This is a genomic window from Actinomadura sp. NPDC023710, from assembly GCF_040639875.1.
Taxonomy (GTDB): domain Bacteria; phylum Actinomycetota; class Actinomycetes; order Streptosporangiales; family Streptosporangiaceae; genus Spirillospora; species Spirillospora citrea.
The window spans coordinates 40,019-60,537 of the sequence record NZ_JBFAGB010000010.1 but is presented as its reverse complement, the minus strand read 5'-3'; the positions used below and the strand labels follow the sequence as shown (position 1 = coordinate 60,537).

Genomic DNA, 20,519 nt, shown 5'->3' with positions numbered 1-20,519 from the left:
GGACACCGTGACCGTACCGAACGTGGATCTCATCGACGGGACCGCGATGCCGCAACTCGGCTTCGGGGTCTTCCAGGTGGGCGACGACGAGGCCGAGAGCGCCGTGACGATCGCCCTGCGGAACGGCTACCGCAGCATCGACACCGCCAGCGCCTATGGCAACGAGGAAGGCGTGGGGCGCGCGCTGCGCGCCTCGGAACTGCCGCGCGAGGAGCTGTTCGTCACCAGCAAGGTCTGGAACAGCGAGCAGGGCTACGACGACGCGATGCGCGCCTACGACGCGAGCCTGCGCCGCCTCGGCCTGGAGTACCTCGACCTCTACCTGATCCACTGGCCGATGCCGGGCCGCGACCTGTACCTGGAGACCTGGCGGGCGCTGGAGCGGCTGAAGCACGACGGGCGGGTCCGGTCGATCGGCGTCTCCAACTTCACCGTGCCGACGCTGCGGCGCGTCATCGACGAGGCCGACGTCGTCCCCGCCGTCAACCAGATCGAGCTGCACCCGTACTTCCAGCAGGACGGAATGCGCGCCTTCCACCGGGACCACGGCATCCGCACCGAGGCGTGGGCGCCGCTCGGGCAGGGGCACGGGCTGCTGGACGACCCCGCGCTCGACCGCATCGCCCGGGCCCACGGCCGCACCCCCGCGCAGGTCGTGCTCCGCTGGCACCTGCAGATCGGGAACGTGGTCATCCCGAAGTCGGCGACGCCGTCCCGGATCGCCGAGAACATCGACGTCTTCGGCTTCGAGTTGACGCCGGACGACCTGAAGACGCTCGGCGAGATGGACAAGGGCATCCGGTTCGGGCCCGACCCGGCGACGCTCGAGACGGACTAGCCGGCTCCAGGATCAGCGCAGCTCTCCGACGCCGACGAGCCCGGCGAACCGCTCTCCGTCGGTTCTGACGCCCCCGTCCAGCCATTCGCGCGGCCCGGTGAGCCCCGGGTGCAGCAGGTCGAACCCGTCGAAGAACTCCAGGATCCGGGCGCGGGGACGGGCGCCGAGCCGCGCGCTGGCGCCCTCGTAGACGCGCTCGGCCTCTGCCATCCGCTCGGGGAAGGCGTCCGAGGCCAGGTGCGAAAGGATCAGCCGGCTGCCGGGCGCCAGCGCGTCCCGGTAGCGGGCGACGAGCGCGTGCGGGTCCTCCGCGTCGTCCACGAAATGCAGCACCGACACCAGGAGCAGCGCCACCGGTTCGGAGAAGTCGAGCAGGCGGGCGACGACCGGATGGCCGAGGACGTCGTCCGGCCGCCGCAGGTCGGCCTCGGCGAACCCGACGTTCCCCGCGTCGGCGAGCAGGGCGCGGCCGTGCGCGCAGACGACCGGATCGTTGTCGACATGGACGACCCGCGCGTCCGGGCGGGCCCGCGTCGCGGCCTCGTGCACGTTCTCCCGCGTCGGCAGTCCCGACCCGAGATCCAGGAACTGCCGAAGGCCGGCTTCGGCGGCGTCCCGCACCGCGCCGCCGAGGAAGGCGCGGTTGAGCCGGACGCCCCGCACGACGCGCCCCTCGGAGATCTTCACCACGCGCTCGGCGGCCTCCCGGTCGGCGGCGAAGTTGTCCTTGCCGCCGAGCCAGTAGTCGTACATCCGCGCCACGTTGGGCGAGGACGTGTCGAGACCGGCGGAGGCGCCGTCCGAGAAGTCGGTCACCGGGTCATGATCGGACAACCGCCCCCGCGCGGCAACACGAACGCGGCACTCCGGCCGGTCGCCGCCGCCGGACCCCCAAGATCGTGACTGTGTGCGACTGAGCGTAACGTTCCGTGCATGGGGGAGGATCGGGGGAGCTGGACGGGGCCCGGCGGCCTGCGGGTGACGGCGGTGCGGCTGACAGGCGCGCACCGGGCGTGGGCCGAATTCGCCGGCGTGCGGGGGGCCACGGCGCTGCTGGTGACGCGGGACGGCGTGCCCGTCGGCAGCGGCTACTACCCGTCGGTCGAGGATCTCGCCGAGGTCGTCGACCTGGCGGAGCTGCGCTCGGGCTAGCGGTTGCGCGGACGCCCTCGCGCGTGTAGTCGGTTACTGGTGGGACAGCGCAGGTGTGACGTCGCCGTGGTGGGATCGCTCAACGCCGACCTCGTGGTGGGCGTGGAGCGGCGGCCCGCGCCGGGGGAGACCGTGCTCGGATCCGACCTGGCCACGCACCCGGGCGGCAAGGGCGCCAACCAGGCGGTCGCCGCGGCGCGGCTCGGCGGCCGGGCCGCGATCGTCGGCCGGGTCGGCGACGACGGGCACGGAGCCCTGCTGCGCGACGCCCTGGCCGCCGACGGCGTGGACCTCGCGCACCTGGCGGCCACGCCGGGCGTCCCGACCGGCGTCGCGCTGATCACGGTCGGCCCGGACGGCGACAACAGCATCATCGTCTCGCCGGGCGCCAACGCCAGGCTCGGCCCCGCCGACGTCGAGGCGGCCCGCGCGCTGATAGAGAGCGCCCCGGTCGTGTCGTTCCAGATGGAGGTGCCGCTGCCCGCGGTGGAGGCCGCCGCCGGCGTCGCCGCCCGGGCGGGCCGCCGGGTCGTGCTCAACCTCTCGCCGTCCGCGCCCGTCCCGGACGAGCTGCTCGCCCTCTGCGACCCCCTCGTCGTCAACGAGCACGAGGCCGCCTTCCTGCTCGGCGGGGACGGCGACCCCGGGCGGATGGCGGCGGCGCTCGCCGGGTCCGGGCCCCGCTCGGTGGCGGTCACGGTCGGCGCCGACGGCGTCGTCGTCGCCGACGGGCGGGGCACGACCGCCCTTCCGTCCCCGCGGTCGGAGGCGGTCGACACCACGGGCGCCGGGGACGCCTTCACCGCCGCGCTGTGCCTGCGCCTCGCCCGCGGCGACTCCCTGCGGGACGCGGCCCGGTACGCCACCCGCGCCGGCGCGGCCGCCGTCCGCCGCCCCGGTGCGCAGAGCTCGTTCCCCACGCCGGACGACCTGCCCGCCTTCTAGGTCACCGGTCGGTGCGGGCGCGCAGCCGGTACAGCTCGTCGGCGGCGTCGTGGACGTCCGCGCCCAGGTCGAACGCGCTGAGCAGGTACAGGTCGTCGGCGGTCTCGATCTCCAGGATCCGCGTGTGCAGCAGGAGCCGGCGCCGCTCGTCCACCCGGATGCAGACCACCTCGTCCCAGCGCAGGCGGTGGCGCCGGGCGTAGCCGGTCACGACGGTGAGGCCGTCGCCGTCGGCGGCGAGCCGGACCGGGGCGATCAGGTCGCGCAGCGCGAGCACGTTCAGGCCGATCGCCGCCGCGCCCGCCAGGAACCGGAACTGGGGGTCGTGGGCGTACAGCACGAGCAGCGCCGTGACGGCCGCCGCGGCGGCGCACTTGACCACCACATGACCTGGCGGTACGCGCCACCGCCGCTCCTGACCCGGCTCCATGCCGCCGACCCTAGCCGCAGCCGGGGCCTGCCCGCGCCATGGATCGGTCCGATAGCGTCGGGCCATGCGACTCGGTGTGCTGGACGTGGGTTCGAACACGGTGCATCTCCTGGTGGTGGACGCTCATCAGGGCGCGCGGCCCCTTCCCGCGTACTCCCACAAGGCCGACCTGAGGCTCGCCGACCATCTGGACGCGGAGCGGCTCTCCGAAGAGGGCGAGACGCTGCTGCGCGACTTCGTCGACGAGGCGCTGCAGATCGCCGAGGACAAGGGCGTGGAGGACCTGGTCGCGTTCGCCACCTCCGCCGTCCGGGAGGCCTCCAACGGCGAGGACGTGCTGGCGCGCATCCGCGAGGACAAGCGGATCGACATCCGGGCGCTGTCCGGCGAGGAGGAGGCGCGGCTGACGTTCCTCGCCGTCCGGCGCTGGTTCGGCTGGTCCTCGGGACGGCTGCTGGTGGTGGACATCGGCGGCGGCTCGCTGGAGGTCGCCTCCGGCATCGACGAGGAGCCGGACGCGGCGTTCTCCCTGCCGCTCGGCGCCGGGCGCCTCACCCGCGACTGGTTCACCGCCGACCCGCCGCCCGCCGAGGAGGTCCGCAACGTGCGCCGGCACGTCCGCGCGGAGATCGCGCGGCGGGTCGCGGACGTCGCCCGGTACGGGGCCGCCGACCACGCGGTCGCCACGTCCAAGACGTTCAAGCAGCTCGCCCGGATCGGCGGCGCCGCCCCGACGGCCGACGGCCCCTACCAGCGGCGCGTCCTGGCCGGCGAGGCCCTCACCGACTGGACCGACAAGCTCGCCGCGATGCCCTCCGCCGAGCGCGCCGAGCTGCCCGGCGTGTCCGAGCGGCGCGCCCCCCAGCTGCTCGCCGGCGCGATCGTCGCCGACGCGGCGATGGACCTGTTCGAGCTGCCGGAGCTGGAGATCTGCCCGTGGGCGCTGCGCGAGGGCGTCATCCTGCGCCGCCTCGACATGATCACCGGCTGAGCGCGGGGACCGGGACCGGCCTCACGACCAGTTCGGGTGGCCGAGCACCCCGCCCTCGGGCGTGACGGCGCGGTCGCCGGTGCCGTCCGCGCGGACGGCCCGGATCACCGGGTCGGTGACCGCGCCGCGCACGTAGGCGAGCCAGCGGCCGCCGTCCGACCACGCCGGGTCCATGTCGCGCGCGGTCCCGGACGTCAGCGCGTGCGCGCCGGAACCGTCGGCATTCATGATCCAGATGTTGCTCTTGGTGGCCGGGCCCCGCACGAAGGCGACCTTGGACCCGTCGGGGGACCATTCCGGGTCGACCGCGCGCACACCGTCCTTGCTCAGCCGCGTCCAGGCGCCGCCCGGCCGGTCCGCGTCCATGCTGTACATCTGCTCCACGTCGGCGTCGCGCTTGCTCCAGAACACGAGCCTGCCCGTCGACGACCACATCGGGTCGTCCTTGAGCGAGCCGTCCGTGGTCAGCTGGGTGGCCGGGCCGCCTCCCACGGCGACGGCGAAGATCTGCCGGACGCCGTTCCTCTCGCCCATGTAGGCCAGGCGGGCGCCGTCGGGCGACCACGTCACGCGGGTGCCGCGCACGATGCCGGTCACCTTCCGGGCGCCGGACCCGTCGGCGTTCACCACCCAGGCCTCGGCGCTCCTGTCGCCCATTCTGGTGAACGCCACGCGCTTGCCGTCCGGTGACCGCTCGGGGAGGACGTCGCAGCTCGGCCCGCCCACCAGCGTCTTCGCGGACGCGTCGCCGGGCCGGTAGACGCCGATGTCGGCGTTGCACGACGTCGGCCACCCGGGCGCGGTGTCGATCCGGACGAACATCGGCGTGGTCGGGAACGCCGCCGAGCCCGCCGACGCGTTCCGCGCGCCGCCGGACTCCCGGCCGGTGTAGTAGACGGCGCCCGCGACGATCCCCGCGACCAGCACCCCCGCAGCGGTCGACGCGGCGAACACACTGCGCCGCGACGGGCCCCGGCCCCTGGCCGGGGGCGCCGTGAACTCCCGCGCGGTGGGCGGGTCGGTACGGCGCTCGTACACGGGTTCGGTCCGGGGCTCGGTCCGCGGCTCGGGCCGGGGCTGCGGGACCGGGACCGGCGCCGGGACGTCCTGGGACGTGGCCGACGGGCCGGCGGCGGGCGGGACCACCGGGGTCCCCGCGGGCGGGGAGGTCCACATCTCGCCCAGCTCGGTCGTCACGGCGGCCTCGCCGGATCCGCCGACCAGCGCCAGGAGCAGGTCCCGGGCGCTCGGGCGCTGCGCGGGGTCCTTGCGCAGCGACGCCTGGACGAGCCCGGCCAGCGACGGAGGCAGGTCGCCGACCTCGGGGTCGGCGTGCACGGCGCGGGCCGCCATGATCTGGAAGGAGCCCTGCCCGAACGGGTTGCGCCCGCTGGCGGCGAACGCCACCAGGCAGCCCCAGGCGAACACGTCCACGGCCGGGGTGACCTGCTGCGTGGTGATCTGCTCGGGCGCGATCCAGCCGGGCGTGCCGACGACCTGCCCGGTCCGGGTGTGGGAGGAGGCCATGTCCAGCGCGCGGGCGATCCCGAAGTCGATCACGCGCGGCCCGGAGATCGACAGCAGCACGTTGCTCGGCTTCAGGTCGCGGTGCACCAGGCCCGCGCTGTGGATGGCGACGAGCGCGGCCGCCACGCCGACCGCGACGCCGTGCAGCATCCCCGGCGACAGCGCCCCGTTCGCGCTGACGTGCTGGAGCAGCGACGGCCCGTCGATGTACTCGGTCACCATGTAGGCGAGCCCGAGGTCCTCGCCGTGCTCCAGGACCTGCGCCGTGCAGAACGACGCGACGCGCTGGGCGTTGGCGGCCTCGTCGTGGAACCGCGCGAGGAACGTCTTGTCGCCCGCCAGTTCGGCCCGCACCACCTTCACCGCCACGGCCCGCCCGTCGGCGTCGCGGCCGAGGTAGACGGCGCCCATCCCGCCCTCGCCGATCCTGGCCTCGATCCGGTACGGGCCGATCCGGCTGGGGTCGTCCGGCCGCAGCTCACCCAGGGAGGTCGCGTCCATGGAGTCTCACCTTCCGCCCCCACGGAGCCACGTCTTGGCGACCGCCCCACGGCGGCACGCGGCCCCAACGCCTCCATACGATGACAGAGGAGGCGGTGAGGTTCTAGCGGGGGCCGTCCGATCTCGTCTCAGTGGAAGTTCCGGGCCCGGACGCGGCCGGGGACCGGCAGGCGTCGCAGCCGGGTCGCACGCACGTTCACGACCCCGTCCACGCGCTCCAGGCGGCCGCTGACCAGCAGCGCCTGCGAGTCGACGGCGAGGCCGCGGTGCCGCTGGAACACCTGCGGCGGGCACACCACGTTGATGATGCCGGTCTCGTCCTCCAGGGTCATGAACACGATGCCGCCGGCCGTCGGCGGGCGCTGCCGGTGGGTGACGAGCCCGGCGACGACGACGTTGGTCTCGCCCGGCGTCCCCGCGAGCCGCGCGGACGGCAGCGCGCCCAGCTCGTCCAGCGCCTCCCGGACGTGCGCGACCGGATGGGTGTGGGAGACGCCGGTCGCCCACAGGTCGGCGAGGGTCTCCTCGATCGGCGTCATGGCGGGGAGGGCGGGAGCGGACGCGCCCGGTGTGACGCCCTCGATCCGCCCCGGTCCGGAACCCGCCAGCGCGCCCGCCGCCCAGAGCGCCTCGCGCCGCGACAGGCCGAACCGGTCGAACGCGCCCGCGGTGGCGAGCGCCTCCAGGGCACCGGCCGACAGCGGCACGCGGCGGGCGAGGTCCTCCATGCTCGTGTAGGGGCGTCCCGCCGCGATGGCCTCGGCGGTGTCGTCACCCAGGTTGCGGATGCCCGACAGCCCCAGCCGTATCGCCGGCTGCGGCGCGGCGGGCGCGTGGGGGTGGCCGGAGCCGACCTCGACGGGCTCCTCCAGAGTGGGATGGACGCCGCTGGCGTTGATGTCCACGCCCCGGACCACGACACCGTGCCGCCGGGCGTCGGCGAGCAAGCTCTGTGGGCTGTAGAACCCCATCGGCTGGTTGCGCACCAGGGCCGCGGTGAACGCGGCGGGGTGGTGGCGCTTCAGCCAGGCGCTCGCGTACACCAGATGGGCGAAGCTCTGCGCGTGCGACTCGGGGAACCCGAACCCGGTGAAGCCGAGGATCTTCTCGTACACGCTCTCCGCGATGGGGGCCGGGATGCCGCGCTCGGCCATCCCGTCGAGCAGCCGCCGCCTCAGCCGCTCGACGCGCTCGGGGGCGCGCTTGGCGCCCATCGCCTGCCGGAGCTGGTCGGACTCGGCCGGAGTGAAGCCCGCGCAGTCGACGGCGAGCTGCATCATCTGCTCCTGGAACAGCGGCACGCCGAGCGTCCGGGACAGGGCCGGCTCCATCAGCGGGTGCGGGCACTCGGCGGGCTCCTGGCCCTTGCGGCGCCGCAGGTAGGGGTGCACGGACCCGCCCTGGATCGGCCCCGGCCTGATCAGCGCCACCTCCACCACCAGGTCGTAGAACTCGCGGGGCTTGAGGCGGGGCAGCGTCGCCATCTGCGCCCGCGACTCGACCTGGAACACCCCGACCGTGTCGGCGTCGCACAGCATGTCGTAGACCTCCGGGTCGTCCGGGGGGATCGACTGGAGGTCGTGCCGGCGCCCGTGGTGCTCGGCCACCAGGTCGAAGCAGTCGTGCAGCGCCGCGAGCATCCCGAGGCCGAGGAGGTCGAACTTGACCAGGCCGGCCGCCGCGCAGTCGTCCTTGTCCCACTGCAGGACGCTGCGGCCCGGCATCGCCGCCCACTCGATCGGGCAGATCTCCCCGACGGGCCGGTCCGCGATGATCATGCCGCCGGAGTGGATGCCGAGGTGGCGGGGGAGCGCCAGCATCCGCTCCGCCAGTTCCCTCACCGGCGCCGGGATGCCGGTCTCCGTCCCGACCGGGTCGCGCGGGTCGATGCTCTTCGACCACGCGTCCTGCTGGCCGGGGGAGAAGCCGAGGGCGCGTGCCGCGTCCCGGACGGCCATGCGCGGGCGGTAGCTGATGACGTTCGCGACCTGCGCCGTCCGCTCCCGCCCGTACTTCTCGTAGACGTACTGGATGGCCTCCTCGCGGCGCCGGTGCTCGATGTCCAGATCGATGTCGGGCGGGCCGTCCCGCCCGGGCGACAGGAACCGCTCGAACAGCAGGCCGTGCCGGACGGCGTCGACCCCGGTGATGCCGAGCGCGTAGCAGACCGCCGAGTTGGCCGCCGACCCCCGCCCCTGGCACAGGATCCCCCTGCTCCGGCAGAACTCCACGATGTCGTGCACGATCAGGAAGTAGCCGGGGAAGCGGAGCTGCTCGATGACGTCCAGCTCCCGGGCGATCTGCTCGTAGGCGCCGGAGATCCGCTCCCGCTCGGGCGGCCCGTACCGCTGGAGCGCGCCCTCCTTCACCAGGAGCCGCAGCCAGCTCGCCTCGTCGTGCCCGTCGGGGACGGGCCAGTCGGGCAGCCGGGGCGCGACCACGTCGAAGTCGAAGCGGCACTCGTCCGCCAGCGCGACCGTCCGCTCGCGTACTCCGGGGAACCGGGCCAGCCGTCTCGCCATCTCCGCGCCGCCGCGCAGGTGCGCGGTGCCGCTCGCGGGAAGCCAGCCGACCATGTCGTCCAGGCCGCGCCGGGCCCGGACGGCGGCCATGGCCTGCGCGAGCCGCGCGTCGGCGCCGGGGGCGGCGAAGTGCACGTTGTTGGACGCCACCACGTCCACCCGGGCCCGGCGCGCCAGCTCGAACAGGGCGTCGTTGCGCAGGTCGTCGTCGGGCTGGTCGTGGTCGACCAGCTCGACGAACACGTTCTCGCGGCCGTAGGCGCCGACCAGCTCGCGCAGCTCCCGTTCCGCCGCGTCCGGGCCGCCCGCCTCCAGCGCGGCCGGGACCGGGCCCTTCCGGCAGCCGGTGAGGACGGCCCAGTGGCCGCCGTGCGCACCGGCCAGCGCCTCCGCGTCGTACACGGGACGGCCCTTGCGCCCGCCCGCGAGCTGCGCGGACGTGATCGCCGAGCAGAGCCGCGCGTACCCGGGGGCGCCCCGGGCGAGGACCAGCAGGTGCCGGCCCGCGGGGTCGGGCTCGCCGGTCCGCGGCCCGGGCAGGCCGAGGCCCAGCTCCGCGCCGAACACCGTGCCGATCCCGGCCTCGCGCGCGGCCTGCGCGAACTGCACGGCCCCGTACATCCCGTCGTGGTCGGTGACCGCCATCGCCCGCACGCCGAGCCGCGCCGCCTCGGCGACCAGCGACCCGGGGTCGCTCGCACCGTCCAGGAAGCTGAACGAGGAGTGGACGTGCAGCTCCGCCCACGGCACCTCCGCCTCGGCGCGGCGGGGCGCGCCGGCCGGCTCCGGCGGCGGCTCGGGCGCCCGCTCGCCGGGCCGCCACGACAGCCGCTCCTCGAACTCCCGCCACGGGATCGGCGGATTGTGCCATCCCATCAGCCGAGGTGCCCATGGGTCATGGACGGCCGCTCAGTCATAAACCGCCTCGACGTGCCAGCGCCCGCCCTCGACGGCGAGCAGGTAGGCGGCGCCGTCGTCGGTGGTGACCTGGAACCGGGCGCGGCGGCGCGCGGCGGCCGGGTCCCACCAGCGCTCGTCCGCCGGCCACGGGCCGGTCCAGCCGGTCACGGCGGCGGGACGCCCGCGCACGGAGAGCGTCGCGGGCGGCGCGGACACCTCGCACCGCGCCGACACCACGACCGCCGCGCCGGACGCGTCGGCCAGCTCGGCGGGAGCCGGCGCCGCCGGGACGACCGCGGGCGCGGGCCCGGAGACGCTCCCGGGCCACGGCCCCTCGCGCGGCTCGGCGGGGGCCAGGTCGCCGACCGGGACGCGGACGACCCGCTCACCCGGCCCGCGCCCGCCCACCAGCACGGGCCGCGCGATCCCGTGGTGGCCGAGCAGCGCCTGGATCCGGTCGGCCGCCCGCGCGATGCGGTCGGTGACGGTGGTGCGCCCCCAGAGCCCCTCCTGGCGTCCGAGGTCGGGGACGAGCTGGTCGGGCGCCAGCTCGACCCACGTCACGCCGCCCCAGCCGTCCTCGCCGCCCCCGTCCTGCCCGGCCGGCCGGTGGGCCGACAGCTGCCACCGCACCCGCTCGGCGACGGCCAGCGCCGACAGCCCGTCGTGCCGCCACAGCCGCCGCAGGACGTGCCCGTCGGCGAACCCGACCGCGACCTCCAGCCGGACGCACGCCAGCCCGCCCGCCGCGAGGCCCTCGTGCAGCTCGCCCGCGAGCCTCTTCGCCGCGAACACGACCCGCTCCGCCTGCTCGGCGGGCGGGTCGAAGCCGCCGCGCACCGACAGGTCGGCGGCGGCGCGGACCGGTGCGAGCGGGCGCGGTTCCTCGCCCCGCGCCAGCCGGTGCGCGAGCGCCCCGTCCGTGCCGAACCGGCCCGCGACGTGCCCGGACGGCAGTGCCGCGAAGGCGCCGAGGGTATTGACGCCGAGCCGTCGCAGCAGGTCGGCCAGCTCCGGCCGGTCGAGCACCGACAGCGGGTACGGCGCGAGGAACGCCGCCGCGCCGCCCTCGGGCACCACGACGCCGCCCTGCCCGGCACGCGCCGCCAGCTCGGCCGCGAACAGCCCGTCCGCGACGCCCGACCCGCAGTCGTGGCCGGCCTCGACGACCGTGTCCTGCACCAGGACGCGCAGCGCGTCCTCGCCCCCGTAGAACCGGGCGGGGCCGCGCGCCGGGATCGCGCAGAGCCCCGGCCGCACCACCTCCACGCGCGGCGTCAGCTCCGCGACCGCCTGCGCGACCGCCTCGAAGCGCCGTCCCTCCGCGTCGGTGTCGCGTTCGCGCACCACCAGCTCGGGACACCGCCGCTGGGCGTCGCGGAGCCGCTGCCCGCGCCGCACCCCCTCGGCGCGCGCCGCCGCCGAGCAGGCCGCCACCCGCCCCTGCACGACCACGGCGCCCGGTGCCGCCGCGTCGATCCCGACCGCGGTGACCGGCCAGTCCGGGCACCACGCCACGAGGACCCTGGTCACGCGATCCCCTCCTCGGCCGGCACCCGCACGAGCGGCGGGGGGCCGGACGGCCGCGGGTGGACGGGCGCGCCGGCGGCCACGGAGCCGGGCACCAGCTCCAGCGGCGGCCGCGCGGTCTCCACCGGCCGGACGGTGCCGTCGGCCGCGGGGAGCCAGAGGGCCGCGCGGCGACCGGAACCGGGGGCGTCGCGCCCCTCGGCGACGACCTGGACGCGGCGGCCGGTGAGCCGGCCGTGCCCCTCGGCCAGGCCCTCCCAGACCGGGTCCTCCACGCGGAGGCGGAGCCGGGTGCCGGGCCAGTCGCGGGCGAACGCGCCGGTCAGCGTGAGGACGCAGCCGTGCTTGCGGGCCAGCGCCGTCAGCCGGCGCACCGCGGCGGCGCCGGGCCGCTCCGGCGGGCACAGCAGGACCAGCTCGACGGCCTCGGCCAGGGCGGCGACCACGTCCGGCCAGCGGTCGCCGGGCTCGTCGACGAGCAGCAGCCGCTCGGGCGCGGCGCCCATGCCCGCCGCGGCGGCCACGCCGAAGCCGGGCAGGCCGACGACGGCGCACCAGCCGCCGGCGCCGTCCTCGCCGCCGTGCCGGGACACGCCCGCGGCGAGCGCGACGCCGAGGGAGGCGGCGCCGGGACCGTCAAGCCCGACGACCGAGCCGGGACGCAGCCCGCCGGCGGGGACCACGGTCCGCAGCGCGGGCAGCACCGGCACCGTCGCGTGCGGCGCCGCCGCTCCGGCGCCCCCGGACACCGCCGCTCCGGCGCCCTTGAGCGCCGCCGGTCCGGCGTCCTCCAGCGCCGCCGCAAGATCCCGCAGGGCCGCCTCCGGCACGCTCGCCCTCCTCTCGCCGCCTCCCGCACAAATCTCGAACATAAGTTCGACTGTGTCAAGTTGTCGCAGGTCACACGGCGGAGCCGGCAGGGCCGAAAGCCCGATAGGGGCGGGCTTCACGACATTTTTGTGCATCATGGAGACATGACGATCGATGCGCCGACCATCGAATGGACGGGCGACGCCCTGCGGCTGCTGGACCAGACCGTCCTGCCCCACCGGGTGGAGTTCCTCGCGGTTCAGGACGTCGACGCGCTCGTGGACGCGATCCGGCGGCTGGTGGTGCGGGGCGCCCCCGCGCTGGGCGTGGCGGGCGCGTTCGGCGTCGCCATCGCGGTCCGCCAGGCCGCGCGCGAGGGCTGGGACGGCGCAGGACGCGACGCCGCGATCGCCCGCGTCCGGGAGGCCCGCCCGACGGCGGTGAACCTGGCCGCCGGGGTGGACCGGGTCCTGCCGTTCGTTCCGCTGGGCGCCGACGCGGTGGCGGCCGAGGCCCAGGCCCTGCTGGACGAGGACGTGCGCGGGAACCGGGCCATCGGGGCCTTCGGCGCCGACTGGATCCTCGCCCGGGTCGGGGACCGGCCCCTGCGCGTCCTGACGCACTGCAACGCCGGCTCGCTCGCCACCGCCGGCTGGGGGACGGCCCTCGGCGTCGTCCGGGAACTGCACGGCAGGGGACGCGTCGAGCTCGTCTACGCGGACGAGACCCGCCCCCTCCTGCAGGGCGCGCGGCTCACCGCGTGGGAGCTCGACCAGGCCGGCATCCCCTGCCTGGTGCAGGCGGACGGGGCCGCGCCGAGCACCGTCCTGCGCGGCCTGGTGGACGTCGCGGTCATCGGCGCCGACCGGATCGCCGCCAACGGCGACACCGCCAACAAGATCGGCTCGGTCGGCGTGGCGCTGGCCTGCCGGGAGGCCGGGATCCCGCTGGTGGTCGCCGCGCCGTGGAGCACGGTCGACCTCGCGCTCCCCGACGGCGCGGGCGTGCCGATCGAGGAGCGCGACGCCGGGGAGATCCTGGCCTGGGGCGGCGCGCGGACCGCCCCGGACCGGGTGGGCGCGTTCAACCCCGCGTTCGACGTCACGCCCGCCCGCCTCGTGACCGCGCTGGTCACCGAGACGGGCGTGCTGGAGGTCGCGGCGGGCGCGACGCCCGCCCGGCGGGCCGCCGCCGGATCCGGCCGGGGCCGGTACTAGCGCGGGCGGGCGGTCAGAAGTACGTGCCGAACAGGTTCGTGGCCGGCCAGGTCGTCACCGCGTTCGCGACCTTGTGCAGCGGGGCGCTGAAGTCGTCGTAGTCGTAGGTGAGCCCGGACGGGTCGTCGCGCTGGTCGAACAGCAGCGCCCAGGTCACGCCGTCGTAGCGGCGCGTCACGATCGTGCTGGTCCCGTCGAGGGCACCGGAGTGCCAGGTGTTCCGGCCTCCCGTCACGTCGCGCACGTACCAGCCGAAGCCGTAGTAGGACCCGCCCGAGTTCAGGCCCGTCTCCGGCTTGGCGAAGATCGAGGCGATCGAGGAGGAGTTCAGGACGCTCGTCCCGCCGTCGTGGATCTGGGTGAAGCGCACGTAGTCGACGGCGGACGCGAGCCAGCCGCCCATCGGGGTGCGGTTCTCCACGTTGAACGTGCCGTAGGGGGCCGGGAGGGTCGTCCCGGCCTCGTCGAACACCGACGGTCCGGTCCGCTGCGAGAAGTAGGGCACCTCCCCGGGCGCGCGGTCGGCCTTCAAGGACGTACCTGGCCGCATCCGGGTGATCCCCATGGGGCCCAGCACGTTCTGCTGGACGTACTGCTCGTAACCCGTCCCCGCGACCTTGCCGATGATCTGGCCGAGCAGCAGGTATCCGTAGTTGCTGTAGGCGAAGGTGGTGCCGGGGTCGTGGTCGAGTTTCAGGCCCGTCCCGTACTGCACCATGTGCTCCCGGCCGATCGGCAGCGGCACGCCCAGCAGTTTCGCCGTGGTGCGGTCGCGGTAGGTCGGGTCGCCGGAGATGTCGCGGTCCCAGCCGCCGAGGTGCTGCAGCAGCCGCCGCACCGTCACCTGGCCGAGGCGCGGGTCGGGGGACTGGCCCGGCGGCGGCGTCAGCGTCAGGAGGTCCGTCACGCGCGCCGACAGGCTGAGCCGGCCGTCCTGGACGAGCCGGGCGACCGCCGTCGCCGTGACGGCCTTGCTGAGGCTGGCGAGCCGGAACAGCGACGTCGGCTGGACCTTGAGCGAGGTGTCGTCGCTCCAGGTGTAGCCGCGCGCGAGCACGAGCTTGCCCTTGCGCATGACGGCGAGCGCTCCGCACGGGATGTTCCGGGCCTGCATCAGCGACTTCACGGCCGTGTCGAAGCCGCCGAGCCCGGCGCCCGCCGTCCCGGAGACCTGCCACGTCCGCGCGCCCGCCCGCGTCGCCGCCTGCTGGGACGGCGTCCCGCAGCCGCCCGCGAGCGCGGGCACCGCGAGGCCGAGCCCCGCGGATCCCATGAGCCTGCCGAAGTCCCGCCGACTGAGCCCCTGCCCCACCGCGTCCCCCTCCAGATCGCCCGGCCCCACATGATCGAAATGGGGTGAGCAGGGAAGTTAACATGATCTTGGGGTGAGGTGGCCGGTTTCCGGGAGATACCGCCGGGCCGATCGGCCATCATGGTGACCGTGCCGACCTCCCCGAACCCACCCGCCGCGCCGCGTCCGGCGGAGCTGGAGGCGGTGCTGGAACGGATCACCTACGCCAACGAGGACACCGGCTACACCGTCGCGCGCGTCGCGACCGCCAAGGGCGGTCCCGACCTGCTCACCGTCGTGGGCGCGCTGCTCGGCGCGCAGGTGGGGGAGAGCCTGCGCCTGGTCGGGCGGTGGCGCTCGCATCCGAAGTACGGCAAGCAGTTCGAGGTCGACTCCTACACGACCGTCCTGCCGGCGACGATCCAGGGCATCCGCCGCTACCTCGGCTCCGGCATGATCAAGGGCATCGGCCCGGTGATGGCCGACCGGATGGTCGTGCACTTCGGCACCGACATCCTGCGCGTCATCGAGGAGGAGCCCGAGCGCCTCGTCGAGGTCCAGGGCCTCGGCCCCAAGCGCACCCGGCGGATCGGGGACGCCTGGCAGGAGCAGAAGGCCATCAAGGAGGTGATGGTCTTCCTGCAGGGCGTCGGCGTCTCCACGTCCCTCGCGGTCCGCGTCTACAAGCAGTACGGGGACGCCTCGATCGACACCGTCCGCAAGCGGCCGTACCAGCTCGCGTCGGACGTGTGGGGCATCGGGTTCAAGACCGCCGACACCATCGCGCAGGCCGTCGGCATCCCGCACGACAGCCCCGAGCGGATCAAGGCGGGCCTGCAGTACACGCTGTCGGAGGCCGCCGACGACGGGCACTGCTTCCTGCCCGAGCCCAACCTCGTCACGGCGGCGGAGAAGATCCTCGGCGTTGGGCGCGAGCTGATCGTCCCGGCGCTGGACGAGCTGGCGGGCGAGGAGGGCGTCGTCCGGGAGCCCATCCCCGGGGACGGCGAGGACGCCGCGACGATCCCGGCGGTGTACCTCGTCCCGTTCCACCGGGCCGAGCGCTCCCTGGCCCGCGGGCTGCTGGAGCTGCTCGACGCCCCCGCCGACCGGCTCAAGGCGTTCGCCGGCGTCGACTGGGACAGGGCGCTGCCGTGGCTCAAGCAGCGCACCGGCCAGGCGCTCGCCCCCGAGCAGGAGGACGCCGTCAAGCTCGCGCTGACGTCGAAGGTGGCCGTGCTGACCGGCGGCCCCGGCTGCGGCAAGAGCTTCACCGTCCGCTCGGTGGTGGAGCTGGCCGCCGCCAGGCACGCCAAGATCGTCTTGGTGGCGCCGACCGGCCGGGCCGCCAAGCGGCTCGCCGAGCTGACCGGGCACGAGGCCGCGACCGTGCACCGGCTGCTCCAGCTCCAGCCGGGCGGCGACCCCAAGTTCGACCAGGACAACCCCCTGGACGCCGACCTGGTCGTCGTCGACGAGTGCTCCATGGTCGACCTGATCCTGGCCAACAAGCTGGTGAGGGCCGTCCCGCGCGGCGCGCACCTGCTGCTCGTCGGGGACGTCGACCAGCTCCCGTCCGTCGGCGCGGGCGAGGTGCTGGCCGACCTGCTCGGCGCCGAGGTCGTCCCGCGCGTCCGGCTGACCAGGATCTTCCGGCAGGCGCAGCAGTCGGGCATCGTCGTCAACGCGCACCGCGTCAACTCCGGCGACCACCCCCACACCCGCGGCTACCCCGACTTCTTCCTGTTCCCCTGCGACGAGCAGGACGAGGCCGCCGAGCTGACGGTGGACGTCGTCGCCCACCGCATCCCGCGCAGGTTCGGCCTCGACCCGCGCCGCGACGTCCAGGTCCTCGCCCCGATGCACCGTGGCGCCGCCGGCGCCGGCACGCTGAACTCCCTGCTGCAGGAGAAGCTGACCCCGCATGACGACGCCCGTCCCGAGCGCCGCTACGGCGGCCGCGTGTTCCGCGTCGGCGACAAGGTCACCCAGCTGCGCAACAACTACGACAAGGGCGAGGCCGGCGTCTTCAACGGCACCGTCGGCGTCGTCACGTCCGTGTCCCTGGAAGAGCAGTCACTGACCGTCGTGACCGACGAGGACGAGAGCGTCGACTACGCCTTCGACGAGCTGGACGAGCTCGCCCACGCGTACGCGATCACGATCCACCGCTCGCAGGGCAGCGAGTACCCGGCCGTCGTCATCCCGCTCACCACCGGCGCGTGGATGATGCTGCGCCGCAACCTCCTGTACACCGGCATCACCCGGGCCAAGAAGCTCGTGGTCCTCGTCGGGTCGCGCCGGGCCCTCGCCGCCGCCGTCCGCACCGCCGGCGCGGGCCGCCGCCACACCGCCCTGGCCCACCGCCTCTCTCAGCGGTAGCGCGCCAGTTCCCAGGGGTCGTGGGCGCAGAACACCTCGACCTCGCCGCCGCGCGCCAGCTCCCGCAGCCGAGCCACGTTCGCGAGCCGCAGCTCCCGGTCGACCTCGCCGCCCGCCTGGACGAGCTCCATCAGCGGATGCGCGACCGGCTCGGGGCGGTCGACCTCCCCGTGGTACATGTACGCGTCCCCCGCGTGCAGCAGCCAGCGGGCGCCGTCGCGGACCGCCACGCCCGCGTGTCCCGGCGTGTGGCCGCCGAGCGGCACCAGCAGGACGTCCTCGGGCACGCCCTCCAGCGACCGGACGCCCTCGAAGCCGTGCCAGGTCTCGCCTTCGGCGCCCGCGTAGGCGACCCACTTCGGGCCGTGGGCGAGCTGCGCCGGGGTCTTGCCGCCGTCGGCGAGCTCCGCCTCGAACAGGTGCACCGCCGCGTCCGGGAAGTCGCTCAGCCCGCCCGCGTGGTCGCGGTGCAGGTGCGTGGGGACGACGTGCCGGACGTCGGCGGCCGCGTACCCGAGCCCCTCGATCTGCCGGACGGCCGTCGCGGACGGGTCGAGCGTCGGCCCCGCCATCTCCACCCAGTCGTCCAGCAGCCGCTCGGACGGGCGCTCGATGTCGCCGAGCCCGATCCCGGCGTCCACGAGCACGAGCCCGGCCGAGTCGGTCTCCACCAGCAGCACGTGGCCGACGGCCCGCGCAGGGCGCAGCGGGCTCTGCGGCCCGTCGGCCGGTTCGATCTCCCGCATGGGAGCGCAGTCGAGATGGTGAACGCGCATCGGTTCTCCTTCAGATTCAGATCAGGTCGGCGAGCTGGCGGGTGACCTCGTGGATGACGGACACGTCCCGCCGGACGCGGGCGAGCATGACGGCGCCCTGGACCGACGACAGGACGAGCGCGGCCAGTGGATCGGCGCGCTCGTCCGGCACGCCCCAGCCGCGCAGGGCCATCGCGATCCCGCCCTGCCATTCGGTGTAGGTGCCGTCGCAGGCGGCGCGGATGGTCTCGCTCTCGGCGGCCGTCTCCAGCGCCACCGTCGCGACCGGGCATCCCTTGCCGAAGTCGGACTCCAGCAGGGCGCGCGCGAAGTGGTCGCCGAGGGCCGCCAGCCCGGCCCGCCCGTCCGGCGCGGCGACGAGGGCCCCCGCGAGCGCCTCGCCCACCGCGCGGCCGGACAGCGCGACCGACTCCGACGCGAGCTGCTCCTTGCCGTCCGGGAAGTGGAAGTACAGCGAGCCCTTCGGCGCCCCGCTCTGCGCGAGGACCTGGTTGAGCCCGGTGCCGTGGTAACCCTGCCGCTGGAACAGCTCCGCCGCCGTCCGCAGCACGCGTTCACGCGTCTCGCCCCGAGGTGCCATGGGGCGATTCTAGGTAGACTGGTCTAATAATTCAAGGGCGGAGCGCGGCGTGCAGCGCCTCCACGGCCCCGCGGAGCCGGGCGCGCGGCTCCGCGGTGCGGACCAGGCCGTCCTCACCCACGTCGGGCCGGGTCACCGGGATCCGCGCGCACGCGGCCTCGACGATCTCGGTGCCCGCGTAGCCGAGCACCTTGCGCAGCGAGGCGTGCGCGTCGCCGCCGCCCGTGGGCGCGGCGGGGGAGGCCACGTTCAGCCAGGCGACCGGCTTCTCGTAGATCTCGCCGCCGCCGATCGTCCAGTCGAGCAGGTTCTTGAAGGAGCCGGGCAGCGCGCCCGCGTACTCCGGAGTGCAGATGAGCAGGGCGTCCGCGGCGCCGATCGCCGCGCGCAGGTCCGCGACGGCCGGGTGCAGCGGCTCGCGGTCGTCGTCGGGATTGAAGTGCGGCAGGTCGCCCATGCCGGCGTAGAGCGTCGCGTCCAGCCCGTCCGGCGCCACGGCCCGCGCGGTGCGCAGCGCCGCCTCGTTCGTGGACCCCTTGCGCAGGCTCCCGCAGAGCATCAGCACGTTCGTCATGATCGTCAGGCTACGCGTCAGTCCCGGGCGGTCAGCCGGTCGAGGCGCAGGCCCGTGAAGGCGTCGGCGGTGACGCCGCGGGCGCGCTCGGACCAGACCAGGTGGTCGTGGCGCGACCACAGCGGCATCGCGGGCATGTCGCGCAGCAGGGCGCTCTCGGCGAGGCGCGCGGGGATCACGCCCTCCTCCGGGGTGGCCGCGCGCTCGGCCTCGGTGAGCAGGCCGGACGCGTACTCGTCGTCGAAACCGGTTCCGGCGTCCAGGAGCGGCGCCAGCGCGGCGGCGGGCGCGGGGTAGGCGGCGGTGGTGTGGACGACGAAGGGGCCGTCCACCTCGTGGGAGTCCACGGCCTCGCGCAGGCCGGCGACGGGATGCGGGCGGGCGTCGAGCTTCAGTTCCTCGCCGAGCCCGTGCGCGACGGCCTTCACCCACGCGTCGTCGCCCCGGCCCGCCTCGTACCAGAGGTTCAGCGGGCCCTCCAGCCCGCCCGCGTCGGCCAGCGCGGCGACCGCCGCCTTGGAGTCGTGGACGCACAACCGGCACTGCCCGTCGCGGTGACCGGGGCGGATGCCCGGCGCGACGAGCGAGTCGGCGGGGGAGTACTGGTGGCCGAGCGGCCCCTCCGTGACGGCGGACCGGTCGATCGCCATCGACAGCGCCGTCCGGACGGTCGGGGACGACAGCCGCTCCACCCGGGCCGGGAACGCCAGGGAGGTGACGTCGCGGCCGGGGACGGCGAGGTGCCGGTCGCCGAAGTCGGCCTCCATCGACTCGTGCCGGTCCGGCGGCACCAGCGTGGCGACGTCGAGCTCGCCTGCGCCGGCCGCGGCGTACTGGCGCTTCGCGTCCGGCATCGCCCTGACGACCACGGACCGGCCCTCGCCCGATCGGCGCCGCAGAACGATCTCCCGCGCGCTCCGCGACCTCACCTGGAAGAGGCCGTTGCCGACCGGGGCGCGGCCGTAGGACGCCCAGTCGCGCGACGCGAGGACGCTCTCGGGCATGGGGAAGAACGCCGGGTCGCCGAGGAGGGCGGGGAACCCGTTCAGCGGGCGGTCCAGCGTCACCTCGAAGGTCCGGTCGTCCTTCACCTTCAGGCCCGGCACCCCGTCCTCGCCCGCGCGGGCGCCCTTGACGCGGGCGACCTCGGTGAACTGCCGGGACCCGGCCCAGCGCTCGCGCAGCACGGCCGTCCAGGCGCCGGTGAACGAGCGGGACGTGACGGGCGAGCCGTCCTGGAAGGTCGCGCCGGGACGGAGCCGGACCGTCCAGACGCGCCGGTCCGGGCTGGTGACCGACGCGGCGGCGGCGTTCGCGGGCGCGCCGGTCTTCGGGTCGTAGGAGACCAGGCCCGTCCACACCGCGTTCGCGATCATCCGGCCGGATGCGTCGCGGACGTCGCCGGGCAGCAGCGTCGCGGGGGCCGCGGCGCCGACCGAGATCCGCGGGTCGGCGGGCTCGCTCCAGGCCTTCAGGGCCGCGACCGGCGCCACGAGCACCACCACGGCGCCGGCGACCAGGGCGGCGGTGCGGGCTGAGCTCTTCACTGGCCT

At 75.3% G+C, this 20,519-nt stretch carries 17 protein-coding genes; 6 read left to right on the top strand and 11 right to left on the bottom strand.

Annotated features, from left to right (window positions below):
- The first annotated feature begins 46 nt into the window (after positions 1-46).
- Positions 47-838, top strand: a complete 792-nt coding sequence (locus tag AB0H37_RS13785) for an aldo/keto reductase (RefSeq protein WP_179838851.1) — start codon at positions 47-49, stop codon at positions 836-838.
- A gap of 12 nt (positions 839-850) precedes the next feature.
- Here AB0H37_RS13785 and AB0H37_RS13780 read toward each other — a convergent pair whose 3' ends face one another.
- Positions 851-1,654 (bottom strand): SAM-dependent methyltransferase, encoded by an 804-nt coding sequence (locus AB0H37_RS13780; RefSeq protein ID WP_329088830.1) that lies wholly within the window; start codon positions 1,652-1,654, stop codon positions 851-853.
- A 117-nt stretch (positions 1,655-1,771) separates the two neighbouring features.
- Between AB0H37_RS13780 and AB0H37_RS13775 the strand changes: the two genes are divergently transcribed.
- A complete protein-coding gene (locus AB0H37_RS13775) occupies positions 1,772-1,990 on the top strand; it encodes a hypothetical protein (protein ID WP_360612776.1) in 219 nt (72 codons plus the stop codon).
- A 39-nt stretch (positions 1,991-2,029) separates the two neighbouring features.
- Entirely contained in the window at positions 2,030-2,935 is a 906-nt protein-coding gene (locus tag AB0H37_RS13770) for a ribokinase (protein WP_360612774.1), read from the top strand.
- A gap of 1 nt (position 2,936) precedes the next feature.
- Here the strand turns inward: AB0H37_RS13770 and AB0H37_RS13765 are convergent, their stop codons facing one another.
- The gene (locus tag AB0H37_RS13765; RefSeq protein WP_179835914.1) at positions 2,937-3,365 is read right to left on the bottom strand and encodes a PH domain-containing protein; all 429 of its coding nucleotides are present in this window, start codon (positions 3,363-3,365) and stop codon (positions 2,937-2,939) included.
- A 64-nt stretch (positions 3,366-3,429) separates the two neighbouring features.
- On the opposite strand from AB0H37_RS13765, the gene AB0H37_RS13760 reads away from it, so the two are divergent.
- A complete protein-coding gene (locus AB0H37_RS13760; RefSeq protein WP_329088836.1) occupies positions 3,430-4,356 on the top strand; it encodes a Ppx/GppA phosphatase family protein in 927 nt (308 codons plus the stop codon).
- Between the two features lie 21 nt (positions 4,357-4,377).
- On the opposite strand, the gene AB0H37_RS13755 is transcribed toward AB0H37_RS13760, so the two are convergent.
- The 4 genes from AB0H37_RS13755 to AB0H37_RS13740 form a co-directional block, all read right to left on the bottom strand.
- Positions 4,378-6,384: a protein kinase gene (locus AB0H37_RS13755; protein WP_360612772.1), complete on the bottom strand. Its 2,007-nt coding sequence runs from the start codon at positions 6,382-6,384 to the stop codon at positions 4,378-4,380.
- Positions 6,385-6,512: 128 nt separating this feature from the next.
- A complete protein-coding gene (locus AB0H37_RS13750) occupies positions 6,513-9,782 on the bottom strand; it encodes an error-prone DNA polymerase (RefSeq protein WP_360612770.1) in 3,270 nt (1,089 codons plus the stop codon).
- Between the two features lie 33 nt (positions 9,783-9,815).
- Positions 9,816-11,339: a DNA polymerase Y family protein gene (locus AB0H37_RS13745; protein WP_360612768.1), complete on the bottom strand. Its 1,524-nt coding sequence runs from the start codon at positions 11,337-11,339 to the stop codon at positions 9,816-9,818.
- Positions 11,336-12,166: a hypothetical protein gene (locus AB0H37_RS13740; RefSeq protein WP_360612766.1), complete on the bottom strand. Its 831-nt coding sequence runs from the start codon at positions 12,164-12,166 to the stop codon at positions 11,336-11,338. The genes AB0H37_RS13745 and AB0H37_RS13740 overlap by 4 nt, the downstream gene beginning before the upstream one ends.
- Before the next feature lie 144 nt (positions 12,167-12,310).
- Between AB0H37_RS13740 and mtnA the strand changes: the two genes are divergently transcribed.
- Positions 12,311-13,363: an S-methyl-5-thioribose-1-phosphate isomerase gene (mtnA, locus tag AB0H37_RS13735; protein WP_360612765.1), complete on the top strand. Its 1,053-nt coding sequence runs from the start codon at positions 12,311-12,313 to the stop codon at positions 13,361-13,363.
- Between the two features lie 13 nt (positions 13,364-13,376).
- Here the strand turns inward: mtnA and AB0H37_RS13730 are convergent, their stop codons facing one another.
- Positions 13,377-14,675 (bottom strand): serine hydrolase domain-containing protein, encoded by a 1,299-nt coding sequence (locus AB0H37_RS13730; RefSeq protein ID WP_360612763.1) that lies wholly within the window; start codon positions 14,673-14,675, stop codon positions 13,377-13,379.
- Between the two features lie 120 nt (positions 14,676-14,795).
- Here AB0H37_RS13730 and AB0H37_RS13725 point away from each other — a divergent pair, with 120 nt between their 5' ends.
- Positions 14,796-17,036 (top strand): ATP-dependent RecD-like DNA helicase, encoded by a 2,241-nt coding sequence (locus tag AB0H37_RS13725; protein ID WP_360612761.1) that lies wholly within the window; start codon positions 14,796-14,798, stop codon positions 17,034-17,036.
- Here the strand turns inward: AB0H37_RS13725 and AB0H37_RS13720 are convergent.
- From AB0H37_RS13720 to AB0H37_RS13705, 4 genes are read right to left on the bottom strand one after another with little or no spacing between them, the layout of a single operon-like run.
- A complete protein-coding gene (locus AB0H37_RS13720) occupies positions 17,027-17,812 on the bottom strand; it encodes an MBL fold metallo-hydrolase (RefSeq protein ID WP_360612759.1) in 786 nt (261 codons plus the stop codon). The genes AB0H37_RS13725 and AB0H37_RS13720 overlap by 10 nt on opposite strands.
- Before the next feature lie 16 nt (positions 17,813-17,828).
- A complete protein-coding gene (locus AB0H37_RS13715) occupies positions 17,829-18,392 on the bottom strand; it encodes a TetR/AcrR family transcriptional regulator (protein ID WP_179835905.1) in 564 nt (187 codons plus the stop codon).
- Positions 18,393-18,423: 31 nt separating this feature from the next.
- Entirely contained in the window at positions 18,424-18,966 is a 543-nt protein-coding gene (locus AB0H37_RS13710; RefSeq protein ID WP_360612758.1) for an NAD(P)H-dependent oxidoreductase, read from the bottom strand.
- A gap of 17 nt (positions 18,967-18,983) precedes the next feature.
- Complete coding sequence (locus tag AB0H37_RS13705) at positions 18,984-20,513, bottom strand: ABC transporter substrate-binding protein (RefSeq protein WP_360612756.1); 1,530 nt, start codon at positions 20,511-20,513, stop codon at positions 18,984-18,986.
- Positions 20,514-20,519: the final 6 nt, after the last annotated feature.

Excerpts from the sequence above, each read along its gene's own strand:
- AB0H37_RS13785 (WP_179838851.1), top strand. The coding sequence starts at position 47 with ATGCCGCAACTCGGCTTCGGGGTCTTCCAGGTGGGCGACGACGAGGCC.
- AB0H37_RS13775 (WP_360612776.1), top strand. The coding sequence starts at position 1,772 with ATGGGGGAGGATCGGGGGAGCTGGACGGGGCCCGGCGGCCTGCGGGTG.
- AB0H37_RS13765 (WP_179835914.1), bottom strand. The coding sequence starts at position 3,365 with ATGGAGCCGGGTCAGGAGCGGCGGTGGCGCGTACCGCCAGGTCATGTG.
- AB0H37_RS13760 (WP_329088836.1), top strand. The coding sequence starts at position 3,430 with ATGCGACTCGGTGTGCTGGACGTGGGTTCGAACACGGTGCATCTCCTG.
- AB0H37_RS13755 (WP_360612772.1), bottom strand. The coding sequence starts at position 6,384 with ATGGACGCGACCTCCCTGGGTGAGCTGCGGCCGGACGACCCCAGCCGG.
- AB0H37_RS13750 (WP_360612770.1), bottom strand. The coding sequence starts at position 9,782 with ATGGGATGGCACAATCCGCCGATCCCGTGGCGGGAGTTCGAGGAGCGG.
- mtnA (WP_360612765.1), top strand. The coding sequence starts at position 12,311 with ATGACGATCGATGCGCCGACCATCGAATGGACGGGCGACGCCCTGCGG.
- AB0H37_RS13725 (WP_360612761.1), top strand. The coding sequence starts at position 14,796 with ATGGTGACCGTGCCGACCTCCCCGAACCCACCCGCCGCGCCGCGTCCG.
- AB0H37_RS13720 (WP_360612759.1), bottom strand. The coding sequence starts at position 17,812 with ATGCGCGTTCACCATCTCGACTGCGCTCCCATGCGGGAGATCGAACCG.
- AB0H37_RS13715 (WP_179835905.1), bottom strand. The coding sequence starts at position 18,392 with ATGGCACCTCGGGGCGAGACGCGTGAACGCGTGCTGCGGACGGCGGCG.
- AB0H37_RS13710 (WP_360612758.1), bottom strand. The coding sequence starts at position 18,966 with ATGACGAACGTGCTGATGCTCTGCGGGAGCCTGCGCAAGGGGTCCACG.